This window comes from Avibacterium endocarditidis, assembly GCF_002921145.1.
Lineage (GTDB): Bacteria > Pseudomonadota > Gammaproteobacteria > Enterobacterales > Pasteurellaceae > Avibacterium > Avibacterium endocarditidis.
In genome coordinates, this window is sequence record NZ_PQVI01000005.1 from 1 (window position 1) to 22,755 (window position 22,755).

Consider the following 22,755-nt stretch of genomic DNA (forward strand, 5'->3'; position numbering starts at 1 on the left):
AAATAACAATGCTTTACCCATTAAATGGTCAGCTCCAGCATTATGTCTGGGGCGGACACCAATTTTTACCTGAGTTTCTCGGCATTCCAGCCGAGCAAAATCAATATTATGCCGAATGGTGGCTAGGGGATCACAGCTCTGCCCCATCAATCATTGAAGAAAATGGCACATCTGAGCCACTAAACGCATTTTTAGCGAAAAATCCCACCGCACTTGGGGAAGCAAGCCGAACTCAATTTGGAGATAACTTGCCTTATTTGCTGAAAATTTTAGATGTGAAACTGCCCCTTTCCATTCAGCTTCACCCAACAAAAGCACAAGCTGAAGCTGGCTTTGCAAGAGAAAATGCCCTAGGCATTGCCTTAAACGATCCAAAAAGAACTTACAAAGACAACAATCACAAACCTGAAATGATGATTGCCTTGTCTGATTTTTGGTTATTACACGGATTCAACACCAAGCAAGCCATTCTGCAAACCTTGCAAGCTCGCCCTTCTCTCGCCCCGCTCGCAGAAAAACTTGCACAACAATCCTTAGCAGATTTTTATGCCGACATTATGCAAGCCGACCAGCAAGCCCTTGCAGCTTGGCTCAACCCAATTATTCAAGCCAATCAAAGCGCTTATGCACAAAATCAGCTAAGCCTTGATAATCCTGATTATTGGGTGCTTTACACAATAGACGCAATGCAGATTTCTCCTGAAAAACTTGATGTGGGGCTGATCTGTTTCTACTTATTTAACATTGTGGAAGTGAAAAAAGGCGAAGGTATTTTCCAAGACGCAGGCATTCCACACGCCTATTTACGCGGACAAAATATTGAATTAATGGCCTGCTCCGACAACGTTATCCGCGGTGGCTTAACGCCAAAACACGTTGATATTGCTGAACTATTGAAAGTGATCGACTGCCGAGAAGTCGTGCCACAAATTATCCCTGTTGCACCAAAAAACGAGCCAGTATTCACTTATCAAACACCGGCAAAAGATTTCGCCCTCACCCAAGTGAGCTATCAACAAGCTGAGCAACACCGCTTACACGCACAAAGTGCCGAAATTTTATTGGTAATGCACGGCGAGCTAAAAATCAGCGCAAATTCCACCGCACTTTCTTTAAAGCAAGGTCAATCTGCGTTTATCAGTGCAGGTTCTGACTATTTAATAGAAGGAATTGAAGATGGGTATGCGGTGATTGCGAAGTTGCCCACTGAAGACAACTAAAATAAAAAGTTTACTTAGAATATTCAAAAAGCGGTGAAAGATACTTCATCGCTTTCTGCTATGAACGCTCATACCCCACATCTTCCAACGTTGGATTTTCTGCACCTTGTTTTGCGAGTTGATCGCAGATTTCGTTTTCTCGATGCCCGCTGTGTCCTTTCACCCATTGCCAATGTATTTGGTGTCTTTGTGTTTCATTATCAAGCAATAACCATAAATCTTGGTTTTTCACTGGCTTGCCTGTGCTAGATTTCCAGTTATTTTTTTTCCAATTAAAAATCCACTTAGTAATGCCATTTTTCATATATTGACTATCGCTATGTAGAGTAACTTGGCAAGGCTCTTTTAAGCTAGCTAAAGCCTCAATAACGGCTCTCAGCTCCATTCGGTTGTTTGTTGTTTTGAAATAACCTTTTGAAATTTGTTTTTTTCGTGCTGTTTATAACGTAATAGAATGCCTATGCCACCCGCGCCAGGGTTGCCTAGACAGGAGCCATCAGTGAAAATTTCAATATGTTTCAACATAAATTCAGATAAATTTTAGCTATAATTTTTTTTCAAATGGGGCGATAATACCGCAAAATTTAATAAAGAGATAGGAAAACTATGACGACTTCACTTATCCCTGAACGTCAAATTGTGCTAGATACAGAAACCACTGGTATGAACCAATTTGGTGCGCATTATGAGGGGCATTGTATTATTGAGATCGGTGCGGTTGAATTGATTAACCGCAAATATACGGGGCGAAAGCTGCATTTGTACATTAAACCTGATCGCCCTGTTGATCCTGAGGCAATTAAAGTTCACGGCATTACTGATGAAATGTTAGCGGATAAACCAAGTTTTTCTGAAGTGGCTCAAGAGTTTATTGAGTTTATTCAAGGTGCTGAGTTGTTGATTCATAATGCGCCCTTCGATGTGGGGTTTATGGATTATGAATTTGAAAAGCACAAGTGCAATGTGAAAACTAGCGATATTTGCACCGTTACAGATACCTTACAAATGGCTCGCCAGCAATATCCCGGCAAGCGCAATAGCTTAGATGCTCTTTGTGATCGTTTATATATCGATAATAGTAAACGAACACTACACGGTGCATTGCTGGATGCGGAGATTCTAGGCGATGTTTATTTAGCAATGACGGGGGGGCAAACAAGTTTGTTTGATGATACGGAAACCGAAGAACCGATACAACAGATTGAAGAAGAAGTGCAAATTGAAAGTGCGGTGTTTTTTTCACAAGATTTTACTGTGATTACACCCGATGCAGAAGAAGAGCAAGCCCATTTAGACTATTTAAAATTAATTAATAAAAAAAGCAAAGAAAATTGTCTATGGATAAAACGAACGGAGAATGAAAGCATACATTAGCGCTCATTGATTAATCAGTTAAACAGCGGGGTATAAAAATTGCTTGACGAACTTTTCGTTCACTATTATTATGCCTCTCGCTAACGCGGAGTGGTAGTTCAGCTGGTTAGAATACCTGCCTGTCACGCAGGGGGTCGCGGGTTCGAGTCCCGTCCATTCCGCCAATTTAGCACTCCTAGATTCGGAGCGGTAGTTCAGCTGGTTAGAATACCTGCCTGTCACGCAGGGGGTCGCGGGTTCGAGTCCCGTCCGTTCCGCCAATCTTTTTATATCTTAAAAATGCTCCTACAATTCAAAGTTCTGTTCCAGCATATCAAGTCCAAGTAACTAAAATAAATGGCATAGCTAAATGGCTCTTACCAAAGTATATTTATTCACAGATTCAATGGTAGTTTTTACCCTGAGAAAATGAAATTTTCAATGTCTAAATCTACCTATTTTTTACACATGAAAAGATAATTTGATAGCCTTTCAAACTTGCATAGACACCTCGAACATAATGATGTTTATAAGGATAATAGCCTTTCAGAACGTTCCTCTAAAAAGGGGTTATATGCTAAATACCAGTAATGTAAGCGCCGATAAAATGGTATCAATAGTAAATGACAGGTTTTAATGTGGATTTTAGGACTTTATCAATGTGCCTTTGAATGGTTCTAATAGAATATTGATGAACCTCAGCAAGTTGTTGGTATGTTTGGCTTCTTAACAGTATATTCATATTAAATTTGAATAGAATTTGGTCGTTTGGAGAGAGAGAAGCTCTTATGATAATGCGCACATTACAGTACCGAACGCCATTTTTCTCGCCCTTTTTTTGAATGCTTGAACTTAGCAAAAAATGCATTTTTTAGGTTCATATTTCAAAAAAGTGACCTAAAGCCTTATACTATAAGGCTCTAAACATCTTTTTACCAATACTTTTGTCTATCATGTCCACCGCACTTTGTTTTGTACGAGTGGGGAAAACACATAAGAAAAAAGGCTAGAAACTCTAGCCAAAAATTATTGATGACTAAGAAAGAGCGGAAATTTTCCGCTCTTTTTTCTTGTTATGATAAAAACTTCGCTTTGAGCTCTTTTGCCACGGCAATTTGTTGTGCGGTGGCTTTGGCGGTCATTGGCTCGCGGCAGTAGCCTGCGTCCACGCCTTCAAGTTTAAGCAATTCTTTAATGGTGAGATACAAGCCGTTTGCCAAAATGCCTTCGATGAGATCATTGGTAACGTGCTGAATTTCGCGGGCTTCAGCGAGTTTTCCTGCTTGGGTAAGTTCAAAAATTTGTCTTGCACGGATACCATTAACGTTGAACGTACTGCCAATCGCACCGTCCACGCCAAGGGCAGCGGCTGGTAGCATCATTTCATCAAAGCCTGCCCACACAAGATGATCTGGGTAAGCTTTTTTCAAGCGTTCTAACAAATAGAAATCGCCTGCGGTGAATTTTACGCCTAACACTTTCGGGTTTTTGTAAAGCTCACCGAATTGTTCCACGCCAATATTCACACCGGTTAAGAATGGAATGGAATAGACGATCATATTATTGCCTGTTTCGGCAATAATGGTGTCGTAATAATGTTTGATTTCTGCAAAGCTAAATTTGTAGTAGAACGGGGTTACCGCTGAAAGGCTGTCGTAACCAAGTTCCGTGGCGTATTTCCCTAATTCCACGGCTTCGTGTAAATTTACGCTACCCACTTGCGCAATCAATGCTACTTGGTCTTTTGCTTCGTCTTTGGCGATACGGAAAATTTCTTTTTTCTCCGCAGTGGAAATCATAAAGTTTTCCCCTGTGCTGCCGCCCACATACAAGCCGTCCACTTTCATTTTATCAATGTTGTAGCGAATAATTTCACGCAATCCTTTTTCATTGATTGAGCCGTCTTCGTTGTAAGATACAAGCAAGGCGCTAAAAATGCCTTTTAAGTTTTTCATTGGTTTCTCCTAAACTAATTTATTTGATCCGCTGTTCTAAAATCACATTCACGGTTTTTTGCTTCATTTCTGTTGCATTTTCTTCTTCGGCTTGCACGATCAAGGCATAAATTAAATCTAACACAAAGAGCTGTGCAATTTTTGTTCCGATAGAATCTCCTTGTAGTTGCCCCTGTCTATGTCCATTGATGAGAACATAATCGGCAACCTGTGTAATGGGCGAACGTAAATTGTGGGTTAATGCCACCGTTGTTGCCCCATTTTTCTTGGCAATATTTAAAGATTGCGTGGTTTCTTTAGAATAACCTGAGTGACTAATGCCAATCACCACGTCATCTTATTCATCAACGCAGCTTGCATATACATAAAATGGTTGTTGCTAATAGCGTCCACCTGTAATCCAATACGCATTAATTTGTGTTTTGTATCTTCTGCGGTAATGCCTGATGAGCCCACGCCAAAAAGAAACACGCGTTTTGCCTGACGCATTGCCAGCACCACTTGTTCAAGCTGTTTTGCATCAAGCAAATTAATGGTTTCTTTAATCACATTATTGATGGAATTATGCAGTTTTTCTGCGATGTTTTGCGTATCATCATTTTTGGTAATGTCGCTTTCTAACAAAGAATTTGGCTGTTTTTCTTTGGTTGCCAATTCAATGGAAAGCTGCAATTTGAAATCGGTAAACCCTTTAAACCCGAGAGTTCGGCAAAAGCGAATAAAAGTCGCCTCCCCCACATCAAACTGCTGTGAAATTTCCGCCAATGAAAATTGGCTTAACAAATGTGGAGAAGATAAGATCGTAGTCGCAATTTTCTTCTCCGTTTTTGTCAGGCTGTTATACAACGCCCCGATGGTATCCAGAATATTCCCGCTTGTTGCAACCATAAAACTTCCCCCTGTGTTTGTTTAACTCACTAACTCCACTGGCACTTTTACCACTAATTTTTTGATAAATTCTGGCGCTTCCCCAGCCACACAGCCCGGTTTATGAGGCTCATAAGGGAAAAACACGGCAAACATTTTCGGCGTTAAACGCACCGCACTTTTGTTTGGAATCTCTGGCGTGAGCTGATAATCATCTACTTCGTTGTATTCATTATAAGTGCTGAGATTAGGCTCATTTACGCCATATTCAATCACTTCATTGCCGCTAATAAGCAGTTGAACATCAATGTATTTATGGTGAAGTTCTGCTTGTTTGCTGTCGCTTGGTGCGGTGTCAAACTCCATCACATTCATATAAATTTGATCGGTGAGATCGTGGCGTCCAACGGTTAATTTGGTGAGATCCATTCTTCTTAATTGATGACAAATTTCTGCCAGCACCATTGGTAAACCTCTGGCAAAGTCATCACGGGTTAAATCGCCTACAATCATTTTGTACTCCTTTGATTTTTATTGTTTTACTAATTGTTGTTCTAGCCAATAAGCCGCACCTAATAAGCCTGCATCAGCGCCAGATTGAGCGGCTTCAACAGGGCATTGATAAAACGTGGGCATTGTCTGTAAATATTGTTGTACTAAAGGTAAATATCCTCGCGCCAAGCCCACACTACCGCCTAACACCACTTTTTGAATATCTAAGCTAATCACCATATCGGCAATTAAATTGGCAATGGCTTGCGCAGAACGTTGCACAAGTGCGGTGGCTTTTTCGTCATTTTTTCTAAAGCGTTCAAACACTTCTTTGGGTGAACAAGGTTCCGCCCATTGTGAAGACACCGCTTCAATGGCGCGTCCTGATGCAATGGCTTCCACACAACCTTTGCGTCCACAACCACACATTGGCCCATTGGGATCAGCAAGGGTATGCCCAATATGTCCAGCAATGCCGTTCTCGCCTGTGGTTAATTCACCATTTAAAATAATTCCACCACCCACGCCTGTGGATACGGTAATAAATAAGAAATTTTGCACCGCACTTTGATCTTGTGCTTGATATTCCGCACAGACCGCAGCTTGCACGTCATTGAGTAAGCCAATGGGCTTATCGGTGTAACGCGCAATACACGCTTTCAGTGGAAAATTGGCAAGTCCGCCCAAATTTTTCGGATTTAATGCGGTTAGCACGCCACGATTAATAATCCCTGTGGACGCCACGGCCACCGCATCAAACTGCCCTGCATAGCCTGTAACTAACGTTTTTAACGCCTGCTCCATTCCTTGTGCAGACTGATCTTGCGGGGTGCTAATTTGCTGGCGTTGTGAAATCACGCCATTTTCCACCAATGCGGCAGCAATTTTTGTGCCACCAATATCTAATGCTAAACAACGCATACGCCGTCCTTGTTTTAGTTATGATTTTGCTGATTTCACCGAACTGGCAAACCAGCTCACAATATGTTCTAAGCGAGTGAGCGCCGATCCCACGGTAACCACATCTGCGCCAATTTCAATGGCTTTTTTCGCCAGTTCTGGCGTGTTGTAACGCCCTTCCGCCATCACATAACAGCCTGCGGCTTTGAGATCTTTCACTAGCTGATAATCAGGCTCATCAGGCACTTCGCCGCCGGTGTAGCCCGACATTGTGCTGCCCACAATATCAAAGCCAAGTTTTTGGCAATACAGCCCTTCTTCCAAATTTGAGCAGTCTGCCATCGCCAAACAGCCTAATTCTTTGATTTTTTTCACCGCACTTTCAAGGGATACAGGGCGCGTGCGCAACGTGCCGTCCACGGCAATAATGTCTGCGCCCGCCGCTGCTAAATCTTCAATATCCTGCAAAAACGGCGTAATGCGCACAGGGCTATCTGGCAAATCACGTTTTACAATCCCAATAATGGGCTTATCCACCACAGGGCGAGTGGCTTTTAAGTTTTCGACTCCTTCAATTCGCAATCCAGCCGCGCCTCCTTGCACTGAGGCTTGTGCCATTGCCGCCACGATTTCAGGCTTATCCATCGGACCGTCATCAACAGGTTGGCAAGAGGCAATAAGCCCGTAACGAATCTGGTTTAGCACATCTTGATGTGACAATTTTGACATATAAACTCCAAGATATTTTTAAGAAAGGAAGTTAATTTTCGCTGGGTGCTAGGATAGACCTCTGAAAATAAAATACAAGAAAAATAGTTTAAAAGTGAGATCTAGATCATAAATTGGAGTAAAATTTCATAAAACAATTTGAAAAAACTCCACTAGACTTGTATTTTAAAAGGGAAATACGTTTTTTGCTGAAAATGCGGTTTCTCTCCTCTCAAACAAAAATTAGGATTTTCTTGAAATATTACTTCATTAAAATTTGAGAATGAAAGCATTACAAGGCAAATCTGTTTCGCATTTCATTATAGATAAATATCGCACTATTTAGTTGAACATCTTTGGAGTTCCTATGAAATATTTCAATAAATTAGAAGAATGGGTGGGTGGCGTTTTATTCCTCGTCATTTTTATCATTCTTCTTGCCCAAATCATCGCTCGCCAAGTTTTTGATTCTCCGTTTATCTGGAGTGAAGAGCTGGCTCGCTTACTCTTTGTTTATGTCGCTATGTTTGGCATTAGTTGGCAACGCGTTCGCAAAACACGTTTACATCGACTTTCTCACCAATTTAATGCCTGAGAAGATGCGAAAAGCCATCAACTCTTTTGTTCAACTGATTATCTTTGCTTGTATTTTCTTGTTTATCTATTTAGGTTTCAAAGTCTTTTTAGATGCCAGTTTTGAAATTGTGTCCTTACAGATTTCGGAAAAATGGCTTTATGCGCCTCTGCCATTCATTTCAATTTTAGTGTTTGTTCGCTTTCTGCAAGCGCAAAGTGAAAATTACAAAAATCAATTGAGCTATTTGCCAGCCACTTTCTACATTATTTTCGCGTTGCTTCTGTTTGCAATTTTGATGACTCACCCAGAATGGTTCAAAGCCTTGCGCATTAGCAACTACATCAAACTTGGCAGCAATGCAGTGTATGTATGCTTAATTGTGTGGCTTGTGATTATGTTCCTTGGCACACCTGTGGGCTGGTCACTGTTTATTGTTACCATTTTATATTTCGCAATGACTCGCTGGAATGTGGTCAATTCTGCCTCATCAAAATTAGTTGATAGCCTAAACAGCTTCCCACTGCTTTCCGTGCCGTTCTTTATCCTAACGGGGATTTTGATGAACACAGGCGGCATAACTGAGCGAATTTTCAACTTCGCCAAAGCCTTGTTAGGCCATTATTCTGGCGGTATGGGACACGTTAATATCGGCGCAAGTTTGATTTTCTCTGGAATGTCGGGTTCAGCACTAGCAGACGCTGGTGGCTTAGGTCAGCTTGAAATTAAAGCGATGCGTGATGCAGGTTATGATGATGATATTTGCGGTGGGATCACGGCGGCATCTTGTATTATTGGCCCCCTTGTGCCACCAAGTATTGCGATGATTATTTATGGTGTGATCGCCAATGAATCTATCGCAAAACTCTTTGTCGCAGGCTTTGTACCCGGGGTTTTACTCACGATCGCATTAATGGCGATGAACTATGCCATTGCGAAAAAACGTCATTATCCAAGAACCCCTAAAGCCTCATTACAACAACGTTGTGAAGCATTTAAAAAAGCCATTTGGGCAATCCTCACCCCAATTTTAATTATTGGCGGCATTTTCTCAGGCTTGTTCACCCCAACTGAAGCCGCCGTGATCGCCGCTGCCTACTCCATTATTATTGGAATGTTTGTGTACCGCGAACTCACGCTCAAAATGGTATTCAAAAGCTGTGTGGAAGCAATGGCAATTACTGGGGTAACCGCTTTAATGGTGATGACGGTAACCTTCTTCGGCGATATGATCGCGCGTGAGCAAGTGGCAATGCGCATTGCCGATCTCTTTATGGCGGTGGCAGATACCCCAACAATGGTGCTCATTATGATCAACTTGCTACTCTTATTCTTAGGAATGTTTATTGATGCCCTTGCACTACAATTCTTAGTGCTACCAATGTTAATTCCTATTGCGGTGCATTTCGGTATTGATCTGGTCTTCTTTGGCGTGATGACCACATTAAATATGATGGTGGGCATTTTAACACCGCCAATGGGAATGGCATTGTTCGTGGTAGCCCGTGTGGGAAATATGCCAGTGAGTACGGTAACCAAAGGGGTGCTACCATTCTTAATCCCTGTGTTTACCACCTTGGTGCTTATCACCATCTTCCCACAAATTATTACCTTTATACCAAATCTCTTAATGCCATAAGAGAAAAGCAAAAACAAAGTGCGGGTGAAAATTCACCCGCTTTTTTAATAGCAAAAATTCTGCAAAAAAGCACCGCACTTTGATTTTTAGAAAAATCCTTTTTGCAAAAAATGGAGTATCATTTCATATCAAAAAATGCTTAATGCGTTTAAAACCAAGTGATTTCAAGAAAAATGCGTTTAAAAGTTTTTCAACCTTTTTCAATTTTGTGATATAGCTCTCAGTAATGAAATATTACTTCATTTATTATATAGCCATTAGGACATTTCCTCCGTTATTTGGCGTTGTCGTATCCCCAAAGAGAAATATGCCCTAACCATTTAGATTGAAATGTTCTGTTCACTCTGCAAATCAATGAAAGGAGAATTGCAATGAAATTAAACAAACTTGCTCTTGCTACATTATGTTTAGGTCTATCTAGCTCGGTGTTTGCCGCAGACTATAACTTAAAATTTGGTATGGTTGCTGGTACAAGCTCCAATGAATACAAAGCCGTTGAGTTCTTCGCAAAAGAAGTGAAAGACAAATCTCAAGGTAAAATTGAAGTTGCAATTTTCCCAAGCGCTCAACTTGGTGATGACCGCGTAATGTTAAAACAACTTAAAGATGGTGCATTAGACTTCACCCTTGCAGAATCTGCCCGTTTCCAAATTTTCTATCCTGAAGCGGAAGTGTTTGCACTGCCTTATATGTTGAAAAATTTTGATGTGGCAAAAAAGCCGTGTTAGAAACAAACTTTGGTAAAAACTTATTCGCTAAAATCAATAAAGAGTTAGGCGTGAGCGTGCTTTCTATCGGTTATAACGGGACTCGTCAAACCACGTCAAACCGTCCAATTAACAGCATTGCGGATATGAAAGGCTTGAAACTTCGTGTGCCTAAATGCGGCGACTAACCTTGCTTTCGCGAAATATGTAGGCGCAACCCCAACACCAATGGCGTTTTCTGAAGTGTATCTTGCGTTACAAACCAATGCGGTAGATGGCCAAGAAAACCCATTACCAACCATTCAAGCGCAAAAATTCTAATGAAGTACAAAAATACTTAGCATTAACCAACCACATTTTAAATGACCAACTTTACGTTATCAGTAATGAAACCCTTGATGAGTTACCAGATGATTTGAAAGCTGTGGTGAAAGAAGCCGCACTTAAAGCCGCAGATTATCACACAAAATTATTTGTGGACGGTGAAAATGAATTAATCGCTTTCTTCCAAGAAAAAGGCGTAACCGTAACAAAACCTGATCTTGCACCGTTCAAAGCGGCATTACAACCATACTACGATGAATACTTGAAAAAGAATGGTGAAGTTGGAAAACAAGCTGTAGAAGAAATCTCTGAGTTAGCTAAATAAGCGGTTTGCTTGCTCAATCTATTAAGCAATAACCTTAACGACAAGAGGTCAATATGAAAAAAACAGCATTACACAGTGCATTATTTGCTGCCATTGCAATGACAGCATTTGCTGCACAAGCAAGCCAATATCCTGATCTGCCTGTAGGGATTAAAAGCGGAACAGGGGCATTAATTGGCGATACCGTTTATGTAGGTTTAGGAACGGGTGGAGATAAATTTTATTCTCTTAATTTAAAAGAGAAAGACGCTAAATGGCAAGAACTGCCAGCTTTCCCAGGTGGAAAACGTAATCAGCCTGTTTCTGCTGGCGTAGATGGTAAGCTCTATGTGTTTGGCGGTTTCCAAGATACTGATGTGGCGAAAAATCAAGTGATTAATGATGCTTATCGCTATGATCCAGAAACAAACTCTTGGACAAAATTGCAAACTCGCTCACCACGTTCAGCTGTGGGCGCAAGTGTGGCAGAAACGAACGGTAAAATTTATTTTGTAGGCGGAATTAACCAAGAAATTTGGAACGGACTTTTCCAAGACATCGCAGCCGCTGGTGGCGATAAAGACAAAGAAAAAGCCATTTTTGATCCTTATTTCAATTTACGCGTACAGGATTTCTTCTTCTCACCAGAAATTGTCAGCTATGAGCCAGCCACCAATACTTGGCGTAACGAAGGCATTTTCCCATACTCAGGACGAGCAGGGGCAGCTGTGGCAATTAAGGATAACAAACTTCTTGTTGTAAACGGAGAAGTAAAAGCAGGATTGCGAACCCAAACCACGGAACTTGGTACAATCGGTAAAAATGGAGTTACTTGGAAAAAATTAGGTGATTTACCAACACCGAAAGGGCAAAAACAACAAGAAGGTATTGCAGGCGCAATGGGGGGGCTACACCTACGGTAACTATATCGTAACCGGTGGGGCAAACTTCCCGGGCGCACGAGCAAATTATCAAAATGGTATCACCGATGCACATCGCACTGGTGGGTTGAAAAAAACTTGGCATAGTGATATTTACGCACTCAATGCCAAGAAAGGCACTTGGAAAATCATTGGTAACTTACCAGAGCCGATTGGTTATGGGGTAAGTGTCAGCTATGATAACAAAGTGCTATTAATCGGTGGTGAAGGTCAAGGAGGAAAAGCGCTCACCGCAGTTCAAACAATGAGTTATGACGGAAAAAAACTGGTTGTTGAATAAAACATACCGATAAACATAATCTAAAGCCTCGTCTGACGAGGCTTTTTTCATAAAAATTTGCCAAAATTACACCGCACTTAAAAATATCCATTTATAGTCGTTTAAGTTCAAAATAAGACAAGGCAACAAGCCGCAGACAGTACAACTAGTACGGCAAGGCGAAGTAACACAGTATTATTTTGAAATCAAACGACTATACTACAAATGTTACTCATTTCAAGGTAAACTATCGCTACGTTCAATTGACGAGAAAATTTATGCGTTTATTAATTTTTATTTTGGCGGGTTTTGCCTTACTTTTTCAATACAATTTTTGGTTCGGCAAAAACGGTTATTTAGATTACAAAAACACCGAAAAAGAAATCACCCTTCGCCAACAAGAAAATGAAAAACTTTCCCAGCGTAATCAAGTGATTGCGGCAGAAATTAAAGATCTCAAAGAAGGGGTGGACGCCATTGAAGAGCGCGCCAGATTACAACACGAAATGGTAAAAAATAACGAAACTTTTTATCGCATAGTGAAAGAACATAAGTAAAGAGCATCAATAATGAAACATTCGCCCCGTGAAATTATTGCCGTTGTCCCAGCAGCGGGTATTGGTAGCCGTATGCAAGCGGATAAACCGAAACAATATTTAAAAATTCAGGGAAAAACCATTCTTGAGCATACCCTTGAAGTGCTAATTCACTACCCTGCCATTAGCCAAATTATTGTGGCGGTAACCTCCAGCGATCCTTATTTAGCAGAAATCAACTTACTCAATCATTCAAAAATTCAGCTTGTTGAAGGGGGAAAAACACGAGCGGAATCTGTGCTAAACGGCTTACAACAAATTAAAAACAACGCGAACACTTGGGTTATGGTACACGATGCCGCACGTCCTTGTCTGACTCATCAAGATCTCGATAAATTATTACAAATCAACGACATCAACGGAGCAATTTTAGCCATTCCAGCCGTGGACACCATAAAACGCACAAATTCAAGCTTACAAATTCAACAAACAGAAGATCGCTCACAACTTTGGCTTGCTCAAACGCCCCAATTTTTCCCCGCTCAAACACTAAAACACGCCTTACAACAAGCCCTAGCCAACAATTTCACCATCACAGATGAAGCCTCTGCTATGGAGTTAATGGGCTTCCACCCTCATCTTGTGGCAGGCAGAAGTGATAATCTCAAAATCACCCGCCCTGAAGATCTTGCCCTAGCGGAATTTTATCTTTCTCGGCTACCCACCTGACATAACACTTTTTATTGTATGAGAAATGCAATATTGCAATGGTAAGTGAAATAACTAAAAAGGTTTGGCTATTATTAATGCCAAACCTTTCGATGAGATAATCTTTAATGCGTTACGACGCAATTATAGCCAACCTAGATTTAACAAGAAATTCCACCAAGCGACCCCAATAGTACAATGAATGATTAGGCTTCCGAAGGCGACAATAGCACCAGCGATCCACCAAGATTTAATATCATTATAACCTGCACCAAAGGTAATTGGCCCCGGTCCTCCACCATAGTGAGTAACGCTGCCACCATAAGCATTCGCAAAGAGTAAACCAATGGTTAATAGCTCAACAGGAGCCCCCGCTACTTTACCAACGGTTGCAAATACGGGAACCATGGCTGCAACATAAGCGCCACCAGAAGCGAAAAGATAACGAACTGCCACACTAGTAAATAAAATAACAACAAGAGCTAATGTACTATTATCACCAAAATTAAGATATTGTTCGAAAACATTCGCTAACCATTTGAAAAAGCCTGCTTTATCAAGAATCGTTGACATACCAATAATGCCACCATACCAAATTAAGGTATTCCAACCTGCTTTATTTTTAAGAATGTCGTCCCAAGAAACAATGCTTAATACAACACATAGCACCATAACACTTAACGCGACGGTAGTTGCATTCACTCCAAGGGTATCGGCAAAAATCCAACAGAGTAACGCTAACACAAATAAAATTGCTAATGCCTTTTCTCTGAAGCTCATTGGTCCTAGTTCTACTAATCCTTTTTCAGCAATCGCTTTATTGTCCACTTGCTTTAATTCTGGTGGGGCGGTGAAATAACAAACTAAAGGAATTAAAAATAAACATAGCAATCCAGGAATAGAAGCGGCTAAGAACCATTGCAGCCAATCCATTTTAAAACCTAAAATCGGTGCCATCAAAGAAAGGGCTAACGCATTTGGAGCCATTGCTGTTAAGAAGATATAACTTGTTGATTTTACAACCATATATACATTCATTAAGAGGAAACGCCCCGCTCGTTTTGGACTTTCATTAGGTGTGGATCCTAGAGCAACAGCCACACTATTAATAATCGGGAAAATAATTCCTCCAGCTCGAGCCGTATTTGATGGTGTTGCCGGTGAAAGTAATAAATCCAGAAACATAGTAACGTAGCCTAAACGCAATGTGGTGTTTCCTAACCAGCCAATAAGATGATAAGCAATGCGTTTTCCTAACCCCGTGATAACAAAAGCTGAACTTAATGTAAAGGCGGTAAAAATCAACCAAGTCGTACCTGATTGATAACCACTCAATGCTTGAGAAACCTTAACGAGTTTACTTGCACCTTCTGTATTTCCAATCACGATTGATGAAAGAGCTACCGCCGCTAACAAAATAACAGGTTCGCCATAAGGCTTTAGCACAAGCCCAACAATCGTTGCGAGATAAATACCAAATAATCGCCACGCAATTAAAGACAATCCGTCAGGGGCTGGTAAAATCCAAACCAGAATAGGAATGGCAGCCAATATTAATGTTTTATGAAGTTTTGTCATAATTTCCTCATTAATTAAAAAAATAAAAAGAAATAGGTCAGAGCAAGTAAATCAGCACAGCCACCTGCACTAATATTTTTTTCAACACATTCTTGATTGAAAGACGTTAATTCACGCACTAATCGTTCAGGGTACAGAGATAAATATGAAAGCGTTTGTTTAGCTCGGTCTTGAAACCAAGCAAGCCCTTCTATTCCACCACGATGAATAACATTACTATCCTGATTATTGGCAAATAACATTAATAATGTTTTCAATAACGCTTGATTTAAAGGAATGTGTTGATTTAACTGCTGTTGAAGATAAGGAAGAGAGCAATCACGAACAAGAGGAAAACCTAATTCCGCTTCTCCCCTTGCACCTTTTATACCATAACGTTGAAAAATTCTTACTCCAGCGGTAAGCTCATCACTTTCATTGAGTTCTTGACTAATTCCACAACAAAAGTCGGCCACTGTTGTGCAAATTTGAGTACTATTCATAGCTTGCTCTAATGTCCAACACCGCCCAATCGCCGCACAAGTTAAGCCAAATGCAAAAATACCACCTTTATGCGTATTCACGCCTTGTGTTGCTTTAAACATAGCTTGTTCTGCCTCTAAGCCTAATTTTCTTAAGTGGGGAAGAACCTGCTGAGGGGGAAACGAAGCAGTGCGACAGCCTAGCCAAACAAACCGCTGCCAATACGATGTTAATGAGTTGATACTTTTAATAAAAGTATGTAAATCCATATCCTGATGGGATCCATTATTATCCCTATCAACAAGCCCTGGTTTTGGTGTCAAATTTGCTTCTTTCCATAAGGCTCGTCTTACTTTTTTGGCAGTAAAAAGACCTAATTGATGCTGTGCCACACGTTGGAACATAGCGTGTTGCAATTCAGATAAGGAATGTTGTCTGCTTCTTGCACAAGATTTAGCATTCTCTCCGCAAATCAAGCAATCACGCGGTGGATAACCTAAATCATTACGAGCGATCAGATCGCCATTGGAATTAAAAATGTCAAAGTCCCATAATCGCCCAATGGGTGAAGTTTCTTCTAAAATGATCGTTTCTTGCTTTAAACGTTGAGCATCAATAGGTAAAACAAAAAGGCTTCATCCCCACTTTCTATGCTACGAATAATAGATTTAGTCGGCTTTACATTAAGTTGTTTAAACAAGCTATTTAATCTACGCAATGCCTGTTTAAATACATAACTTAATAATAGATTACGCTTTACCGCACCAGGTGCTATCACCGTTACACTGAGTAATGTTTGGCGATACTGCTGGCACAATTCACGCTGTAATCTCGCACGTTGCTCTTTTCCATCAAGCAAAGCCATCAATGAAACAGAATCTCCTTGTTGGCTGAGTGCGTTTGTTAAGTAAGCGTAAAACCGACTAAACCCAGACATTATTCAGCCACCATCTCCGATTTAATTTGATAAACAATATCTATCACCGAACCATCTCGATAGCGAACAACCGCAACGGGCTTTTCGGTAAACTCAAGGGCTTTTGGTTTGCCTGTTAGCTGATAAGCTCTTTCACATAATTGCTCAATCGTAAAGAGCTGAATAGTGCGGTCAATTTTTCGGTTAAATCTGGTCGTTTAGGGTTTACTGCAACACCGTGATCGGTAACCAAAATATCAATATTTTCTCCCGGCGTAACGCAAGTAATCACATTTTCTACAACAGTTGGAATACGACCACGTACGAGCGGGGCTACAATAATTGCCACTTTTGCACAAGCTGCTGTATCGCAATGTCCGCCCGAAGCTCCGCGGATAATCCCATCAGAACCCGTTAAAACATTTACGTTAAATTGAGTGTCAATCTCTAAAGCACTTAAGATCACAATATCAAGACGTTCAACAGAGGCTCCTTTAGATCCAAAATTCGCATATTGATTCGCACTAATTTCAATATGATTTGGATTACGAGCAAGGGAATCAGCGGCATCTTTATCAAAACTTTGTACATCTAACAATGTTTTAATTAATCCCGCTTCGTGTAACGCCACCATACTGGAAGTGATTCCGCCTAAAGCGAAATCGGCACAAATATTTTTCCGCCACATTTTATCTTCTAAGAATCGCGTTACAGCAAGCGACGCACCTCCACTTCCTGTTTGAAGCGAAAAGCCATCTTTAAAATAACCACTGGCGAAAATTACTTCTGCTGTTTTGCGTGCAATAAGAAGTTCGCGTGGATTTTTTGTCATTCTGGTCGCTCCGCCACCAATTTTCTTAGGGTCGCCAACCTGATCAACTTTTACGATCAAATCAACGCGATCTTGGGCGATACTAATAGGATGATGAGGGTAATTTGCAATTTCTTCTGTTAATAGTACAACCTTATCCGCATAATCTGCATCAACACGAGCATAACCCAGTGAACCGCAATTATTTTTCCACTAAATCCATTTGCATTACCAAAATCATCACAAATCGGTACACCAAGAAAGGCAACATCAATGTGTAATTCACCACTTTGAATAAGATGAACTCGACCACCATGAGAATGAATAACAACAGGCTCTTCCATTAATCCATTAGAAATTTGATCAGCAAGTTCACCGCGTAATCCCGATGTATAAATTTTACGGATCACGCCATTTTTAATATGTTCAATAAGGGGAGAATGAATATCGGTTAAAGAGCTAGAGGCAAGCGTTAGATTTTTAAACCCCATCTCAGCAATCTTGTTCATCACCATATTTACGATATAATCGCCAGCTCGGAAAGCGTGATGAAACGATACCGTCATTCCATCTTGCAATCCACTGCGTGTAATCGCGGTTTCTAAACTATCACATAGCTTACGATCTCGCTGAATTCGTTCTAAGGCGGTTACTTTGGGTTCTTGCTGATAAATAGCCATTGTCTGATGTGAATGGAAATGTCCAATACGTTTTTCTCTATTATTCATAATTATTCCTCACGAATCCCTGATAAAGCTGCTCGCTGTAAAACAAGTTTTGCACGTTCAATAATCGGCGAATCTACCATTTTTCCATTTAACGATACTACGCCCAGCCCTTCTTTTTCGGCTTGTTCTGCCGCACTAATTACCCGTTTTGCAAAATCAACATCTTTCTGTGAAGGAGCATAGAGATTATGAATCAATTCAATTTGGCGTGGGTTAATTAAGGATTTGCCGTCAAAACCAAGCTGTTTAATCAGTGAGGCTTCTCGCAAGAAACCTTCTTCGTCATCAGCATTAGAGAATACCGTATCAAATGCCATAATTCCGGCAGCTCGGGCGGCTTGTAAAATCGTACAACGAGCGAACAATAATTCCACGCCATCAGGTGAGCGCTCTGTTTTCAAATTCCGAACATAATCTTCCGCCCCTAATGCAATTCCAATCAAACGAGATGAGGCTTTTGCGATCTCATTTGCTTGTGTTACCCCTAATGGCGATTCAATCGCCGCTAATAGCTTCGTACTGCCAACAACTCGCCCACACTGCTTTTCAATTTCAGCAATCGCATTATCCATATCAACCACATCTTGAGCAGTATCCGTTTTAGGTAAGCGAACAATATCCACTCCAGCTCTAACTACCGCATTTAAATCATCAAGTCCAAATGCTGAATCTAAGGGGTTTACCCGTACAACTGTTTCTATATCTTGATAAAATGGGTTTTTCAAAGCGTGTGCAACAAGCATTCTTGCACTATCTTTTTCTTTCAACGCGACGGCATCTTCCAAGTCAAACATAATAGCATCGGGCTTATAAATAAAGCTATTACTTAACATTGCCGCGTTAGAACCCGGCACAAACAACATACTACGTCTTAATTTCATAATAACGCCTCCCATTGCACGGCTTCCTCACAGCCACGTAATAATGCCGTTTTCAATCGAGCTTGTAACACACAATCTAAAGCACCTTTATCATCAATAATTAGCTGCACAGCATTAACATCAAGTTGCTTTAAAACAGTATGAATTGTTTCAAGAATTGCCTCACCAAATTGATTTGCCACCGAGCTATGTAATTCAATATCAATGGTTTCACTCGGTGCAACTCTGATCATCACATCACTAGATTCCAATGTTCCAGCGACGGCTGCTTTTGTTATTCGCATAATTGCTCCTTAAAATAATTATTTCATCTCAATAATAAGTTAATCTTGTGTTTGAACTGCCAGTCCTTGCAAAAAACTAAGTGTACTATCAGGCACAAAATGGGACAGTTCTTGCCAATTCTTCTGATCTGCAAGCTTACGAACAGTAGAGGCAGAAATGGCTTGCCCTTGATATGTTTTACGTTCAATTTCAACAACCTTAATTGGTGGTGCAGCCATTTCAGCTTCCTCTAACCAGTAATGCATATTTTGATTATAGGCTGCCGTTAGCTGACAAAAAGGTTCTGTCCCGACAAATCGGTGGGTAATTCCAAGAGTTGGTGCGATATATCGACGGAACAGCTTCAAATCAATTTCCATATAACATTTATCAACTAATCCTTGATCTTTTAGAAAATAAGCTGGGAAGGTCGCACGCGAAATAATGTAACTTGAACTCGGGTGAATAATGGCGGTACGCAAATCGCCAATCCCCTTTTTTAATAAACGCAGGCGATCGGCATAAGCATAGCGGGAAGCATCTTCTTCCACGAGAAAAATATGAACATAATCACATTGCGCCACGGCTTGTTCAATTAAATAGCGATGCCCCAACGTAAAAGGGTTCGCATTCATTACAATAGCCCCGATTTTCTTGCCATTTTTCTTGAATTACGCAGCTGATTACAATATTTCTGCAAACGCATTTTGCTATTTTCCATAAGGACAAGATAAGGATAAGCCGTCGAAATGGTAAAAAAACCACATTGTGAGAAGAGGGCTTCGTTTTCTGGTTTGGTATAAATGAAAAGACGAGAATAACCAAGTTCATAAGCCAAATTAATCAGTTCTGTGGCTAATTTAAGGGCAAGCCCTGTTCCCCGATATTGTGGGGAAATAGCAACACATTTAATGATATTGTGTGCCACACCGCCACAGGCAATAATTTGATTATCAGATTCTCGATAAAACACGACAAAGCGTAAAATTTGTTGATCCAATTCCAAATCATTATTGGCTAAAAATAAACGGATTTGTTCTATTTTGGCGGTTGAAGAAAAAGAAATTTGTTCACTAAAATAAAGGCATTCAGACATAAAAACTCACAACAACAATCACTCATTTATTTAATGAACTTAAAAAGTTATAAATAAATCTTATTGGGTTAAAGTATAAGGAAGATTTACCTAAAAAGGTATAGATAAAATGAAAAATTTGCTTTATTTAACAAAGCATTAACATTGAAGTTATGGTGTGTTAACAAGCGGTTACATAATGATTACGTCTAGAAAAATAATCACATAGTGTGCCTATTTTTACCAGTTTTTTGTTTCGGAAAAAAATTCACGCTAATAAAATTAGCGTGAATCAAAGAGGAAAAAATCAAATTATTTCAACCGCTCTTTTGCCTCAGCAATGGCTTCTGCCACTCGTAATGGGGACACACCACCTTTGGCGCAGCGTTTGTCTAAGCAGGATTGTAGCGATAGGATCTCATACACATCATCGCTGATCACATCACTAAATTGGCGGAACTCTTCTAAGCTCAGATCTTCTAAGCCTTTGTGTACGCTGATGGCATACACCACCGTTTCACCCACAATATGGTGAGAATCGCGGAATGGTACGCCTTTTGCCACTAAATAATCGGCGAGCTCGGTCGCATTTGAGTAGCCTTTTAGTGCCGCTTCACGGGTGCGCTCAACGTTCACTTTAATATCATCTAACACGAAAGTCGCCATATCCAAACAGTCTTGCCAAGTATCCAAGGCATCAAAAATGCCTTCTTTGTCTTCTTGCATATCTTTGTTATAAGCCAGTGGCAAGCCTTTTACTGTCATCAACATTCCAGTTAGCGCGCCCATCACTCGACCAGCTTTACCACGAATGAGTTCGCAAGCATCAGGATTTTTTTTCTGTGGCATTAAGGAAGAACCGGAAGTAACGCGGTCAGAAAGCTCCACGAAATCCGCTTCACCGCTGTTGAAGATAATCATATCTTCCGCAAAACGTGAAAGGTGAGCCATACTTAACGAAGCGGTGGAAAGTAATTCGATAATGTGATCGCGGTCGGAAACGCTGTCTAAGCTGTTACGGGTTGCCATTGCAAAGCCGAGATCTTGTGCTAATTGCTCACGATCAATGGCATACGCCGTGCCAGCTAACGCACCGCTTCCCAAAGGACAAGTATTCATTCGGTGATAAGCATCTGCCAAGCGAGAATAATCACGCTCAAGCATTTCCACATAAGCCATACACCAATGGGCGAACGTGATGGGCTGCGCACGTTGCAAATGGGTATAACCCGGCATTACGGCGTGTTGGTTGTTTTCTGCGGTTTCCACCAATTTGGTTTGCAAGGCACGAATAGAATATTGCAACTCGGTTACACGCTGTTTGCACCACATTTTGATGTCGAGCGCCACTTGGTCGTTACGGCTACGCCCTGTGTGCAATTTTTTGCCCAGATTTCCCACTTTGTTGATGAGCTTACTTTCTACCCAGCTGTGAATGTCTTCAGCGTCATCTTGCAAAATACCTTGCAAATTCGACCGCACTTCAATCAGCAGTTCGTTTAAGGCTTGCTCTAATTGTTGCTGTTCTTGCGCACTTAACACGCCAACGCTGACCAAGGCTTTTGACCAGCCGATTGAGCCTTCAATATCCTGTTCTGCAAGGCGATAGTCAAAGCGTAGTGAATCGTTGAAATCTTTAAAACGTTTATCTGCTGCTTGTGTGAAACGTCCACCCCAAAGTGCCATAGTTTATCCTTATCTTTTTGATTTTTATGATTAAAAAATGTAGAGGCGAACCCAAATGTTCGCCCATACCAAATGCTTTACGTTTACGGTAAAATTCTGGTGCCGATTATCTCACCTGCAAAAAGTGCGGTCAATTTTTCTGGATATTTCCAGTTGGCAATATCCACGCCTGTGTTAAGCATTTTTGCTGCATCTAAGGCAGCATTGACCTTCACGATCATTCCGTCTGTAATCACACCTTGCTGAATAAGTTGTTGAATTTGTTCGCTATTAAGCTGTGGTAGGCGTTGTTTATTGGCATCTAAAACGCCATCAACATCAGAAAGCATCACCAAATCGCCGCCAATTAATGCGGCAATCGCTGTTGCTGCTTGATCCGCATTTACGTTCATTAAACGCCCTTGATCGTCCACCGCAATGGAGCTAATAATGGGTAAAAAGGCTTCACTTAACAAGGTATGCAAAAGGGTGGGATTATTTGGCTTTACATTGGCAACGTGGCCAAGCTCTTCATCAAAGGCTTGTGCGCTAGTGAGTTTGCCATCTGCCAAACAAAGCCCTACGGGGTTGAGATTAAATTTCGCTGCTTGTGCCACCAAGGTTTTATTGGCAATGCCTGCAAGTGCGCCCACGATAATATCAATTTGATCCGCAGGCGTTACCCTTAAGCCATTTTTCTTTTGTACAGGCAATGCAAGGCGCTGCATTAATTCGTCCACCACGCAACCGCCGCCGTGTACGATAAGCAAAGGGCGGTCGAAATTTTGCTGATAATTTGTCAGTGCGGTAAACAGATTTTCCATTGCTTGCGGGGTATCTAATAGCACGCCGCCTAATTTAATTACTAAAGGTTTCATTCTTTTCTTC

At 40.9% G+C, this 22,755-nt stretch carries 15 protein-coding genes, 2 tRNA genes and 8 pseudogenes; 10 read left to right on the forward strand and 15 right to left on the reverse strand.

The window, feature by feature from the left end; translation table 11 throughout:
- Window positions 1–8 precede the first annotated feature (8 nt).
- Window positions 9–1,220 (forward strand): mannose-6-phosphate isomerase, class I, encoded by a 1,212-nt coding sequence (gene manA, locus C3Z13_RS00705; RefSeq protein WP_181021984.1) that lies wholly within the window; start codon window positions 9–11, stop codon window positions 1,218–1,220.
- A gap of 58 nt (window positions 1,221–1,278) precedes the next feature.
- Here the strand turns inward: manA and rnhA are convergent.
- Window positions 1,279–1,745 (reverse strand): annotated as a pseudogene (gene rnhA / locus C3Z13_RS00710) (ribonuclease HI).
- 81 nt (window positions 1,746–1,826) lie between these two features.
- On the opposite strand from rnhA, the gene dnaQ reads away from it, so the two are divergent.
- The 3 genes from dnaQ (at window position 1,827) to C3Z13_RS00725 (ending at window position 2,854) form a co-directional block, all read left to right on the forward strand.
- Complete coding sequence (gene dnaQ, locus C3Z13_RS00715) at window positions 1,827–2,594, forward strand: DNA polymerase III subunit epsilon (protein WP_103854687.1); 768 nt, start codon at window positions 1,827–1,829, stop codon at window positions 2,592–2,594.
- Between the two features lie 87 nt (window positions 2,595–2,681).
- Window positions 2,682–2,758: transfer RNA gene (locus C3Z13_RS00720), tRNA-Asp, on the forward strand.
- Between the two features lie 19 nt (window positions 2,759–2,777).
- Window positions 2,778–2,854 (forward strand) — tRNA-Asp (locus tag C3Z13_RS00725).
- 792 nt (window positions 2,855–3,646) lie between these two features.
- Here C3Z13_RS00725 and nanA read toward each other — a convergent pair.
- The 5 genes and pseudogenes from nanA to C3Z13_RS00750 all read right to left on the reverse strand — a co-directional run bounded on the left by nanA (window position 3,647) and on the right by C3Z13_RS00750 (window position 7,516).
- The gene (gene nanA, locus C3Z13_RS00730) at window positions 3,647–4,528 is read right to left on the reverse strand and encodes an N-acetylneuraminate lyase (protein ID WP_103853348.1); all 882 of its coding nucleotides are present in this window, start codon (window positions 4,526–4,528) and stop codon (window positions 3,647–3,649) included.
- A gap of 19 nt (window positions 4,529–4,547) precedes the next feature.
- A pseudogene (locus C3Z13_RS00735) lies at window positions 4,548–5,416 on the reverse strand (MurR/RpiR family transcriptional regulator).
- Between the two features lie 21 nt (window positions 5,417–5,437).
- Window positions 5,438–5,908: an N-acetylneuraminate anomerase gene (nanQ, locus tag C3Z13_RS00740; RefSeq protein ID WP_103854688.1), complete on the reverse strand. Its 471-nt coding sequence runs from the start codon at window positions 5,906–5,908 to the stop codon at window positions 5,438–5,440.
- Window positions 5,909–5,926: 18 nt separating this feature from the next.
- Window positions 5,927–6,808, reverse strand: coding sequence for an N-acetylmannosamine kinase (locus tag C3Z13_RS00745; RefSeq protein ID WP_103854689.1), 882 nt, complete (start codon window positions 6,806–6,808; stop codon window positions 5,927–5,929).
- A gap of 18 nt (window positions 6,809–6,826) precedes the next feature.
- Entirely contained in the window at window positions 6,827–7,516 is a 690-nt protein-coding gene (locus tag C3Z13_RS00750; protein ID WP_103854690.1) for an N-acetylmannosamine-6-phosphate 2-epimerase, read from the reverse strand.
- A gap of 346 nt (window positions 7,517–7,862) precedes the next feature.
- On the opposite strand from C3Z13_RS00750, the pseudogene C3Z13_RS12000 reads away from it, so the two are divergent.
- From C3Z13_RS12000 to ispD, 6 genes and pseudogenes are all read left to right on the forward strand, one after another.
- Window positions 7,863–8,223, forward strand: a pseudogene (locus C3Z13_RS12000) (TRAP transporter small permease); the annotation flags it as partial.
- A 243-nt stretch (window positions 8,224–8,466) separates the two neighbouring features.
- A complete protein-coding gene (locus C3Z13_RS00755) occupies window positions 8,467–9,708 on the forward strand; it encodes a TRAP transporter large permease subunit (RefSeq protein WP_245872488.1) in 1,242 nt (413 codons plus the stop codon).
- A 371-nt stretch (window positions 9,709–10,079) separates the two neighbouring features.
- Window positions 10,080–11,064: pseudogene (locus C3Z13_RS00760) on the forward strand (sialic acid TRAP transporter substrate-binding protein SiaP).
- 98 nt (window positions 11,065–11,162) lie between these two features.
- A pseudogene (locus C3Z13_RS00765) lies at window positions 11,163–12,264 on the forward strand (N-acetylneuraminate epimerase).
- 257 nt (window positions 12,265–12,521) lie between these two features.
- A complete protein-coding gene (ftsB, locus tag C3Z13_RS00770) occupies window positions 12,522–12,800 on the forward strand; it encodes a cell division protein FtsB (RefSeq protein WP_103853356.1) in 279 nt (92 codons plus the stop codon).
- 12 nt (window positions 12,801–12,812) lie between these two features.
- Window positions 12,813–13,508 (forward strand): 2-C-methyl-D-erythritol 4-phosphate cytidylyltransferase, encoded by a 696-nt coding sequence (ispD, locus tag C3Z13_RS00775; RefSeq protein WP_103854691.1) that lies wholly within the window; start codon window positions 12,813–12,815, stop codon window positions 13,506–13,508.
- Between the two features lie 123 nt (window positions 13,509–13,631).
- On the opposite strand, the gene C3Z13_RS00780 is transcribed toward ispD, so the two are convergent.
- The 9 genes and pseudogenes from C3Z13_RS00780 to argB form a co-directional block, all read right to left on the reverse strand.
- Window positions 13,632–15,065 carry an anion permease gene (locus C3Z13_RS00780; RefSeq protein ID WP_103854692.1) on the reverse strand — a complete coding sequence of 478 codons (1,434 nt, stop codon included), beginning with the start codon at window positions 15,063–15,065 and terminating at the stop codon, window positions 13,632–13,634.
- 14 nt (window positions 15,066–15,079) lie between these two features.
- Complete coding sequence (gene citG, locus C3Z13_RS00785; RefSeq protein ID WP_146256848.1) at window positions 15,080–15,931, reverse strand: triphosphoribosyl-dephospho-CoA synthase CitG; 852 nt, start codon at window positions 15,929–15,931, stop codon at window positions 15,080–15,082.
- Window positions 15,932–15,976: 45 nt separating this feature from the next.
- Window positions 15,977–16,464: pseudogene (gene citX / locus C3Z13_RS12940) on the reverse strand (citrate lyase holo-[acyl-carrier protein] synthase); the annotation flags it as partial.
- Window positions 16,464–17,934, reverse strand: a pseudogene (gene citF, locus C3Z13_RS00795) (citrate lyase subunit alpha). The pseudogenes citX and citF, both read right to left, overlap by 1 nt.
- 50 nt (window positions 17,935–17,984) lie before the next feature.
- Window positions 17,985–18,863 carry a citrate (pro-3S)-lyase subunit beta gene (gene citE / locus C3Z13_RS00800; protein ID WP_165381773.1) on the reverse strand — a complete coding sequence of 293 codons (879 nt, stop codon included), beginning with the start codon at window positions 18,861–18,863 and terminating at the stop codon, window positions 17,985–17,987.
- Window positions 18,860–19,147 carry a citrate lyase acyl carrier protein gene (gene citD / locus C3Z13_RS00805; RefSeq protein ID WP_103854695.1) on the reverse strand — a complete coding sequence of 96 codons (288 nt, stop codon included), beginning with the start codon at window positions 19,145–19,147 and terminating at the stop codon, window positions 18,860–18,862. The genes citE and citD overlap by 4 nt, the downstream gene beginning before the upstream one ends.
- 39 nt (window positions 19,148–19,186) lie before the next feature.
- Window positions 19,187–20,223: pseudogene (citC, locus tag C3Z13_RS00810) on the reverse strand ([citrate (pro-3S)-lyase] ligase).
- Between the two features lie 291 nt (window positions 20,224–20,514).
- Entirely contained in the window at window positions 20,515–21,888 is a 1,374-nt protein-coding gene (argH, locus tag C3Z13_RS00815; RefSeq protein ID WP_103854696.1) for an argininosuccinate lyase, read from the reverse strand.
- A gap of 83 nt (window positions 21,889–21,971) precedes the next feature.
- Window positions 21,972–22,745 carry an acetylglutamate kinase gene (argB, locus tag C3Z13_RS00820; protein WP_103854697.1) on the reverse strand — a complete coding sequence of 258 codons (774 nt, stop codon included), beginning with the start codon at window positions 22,743–22,745 and terminating at the stop codon, window positions 21,972–21,974.
- Window positions 22,746–22,755: the final 10 nt, after the last annotated feature.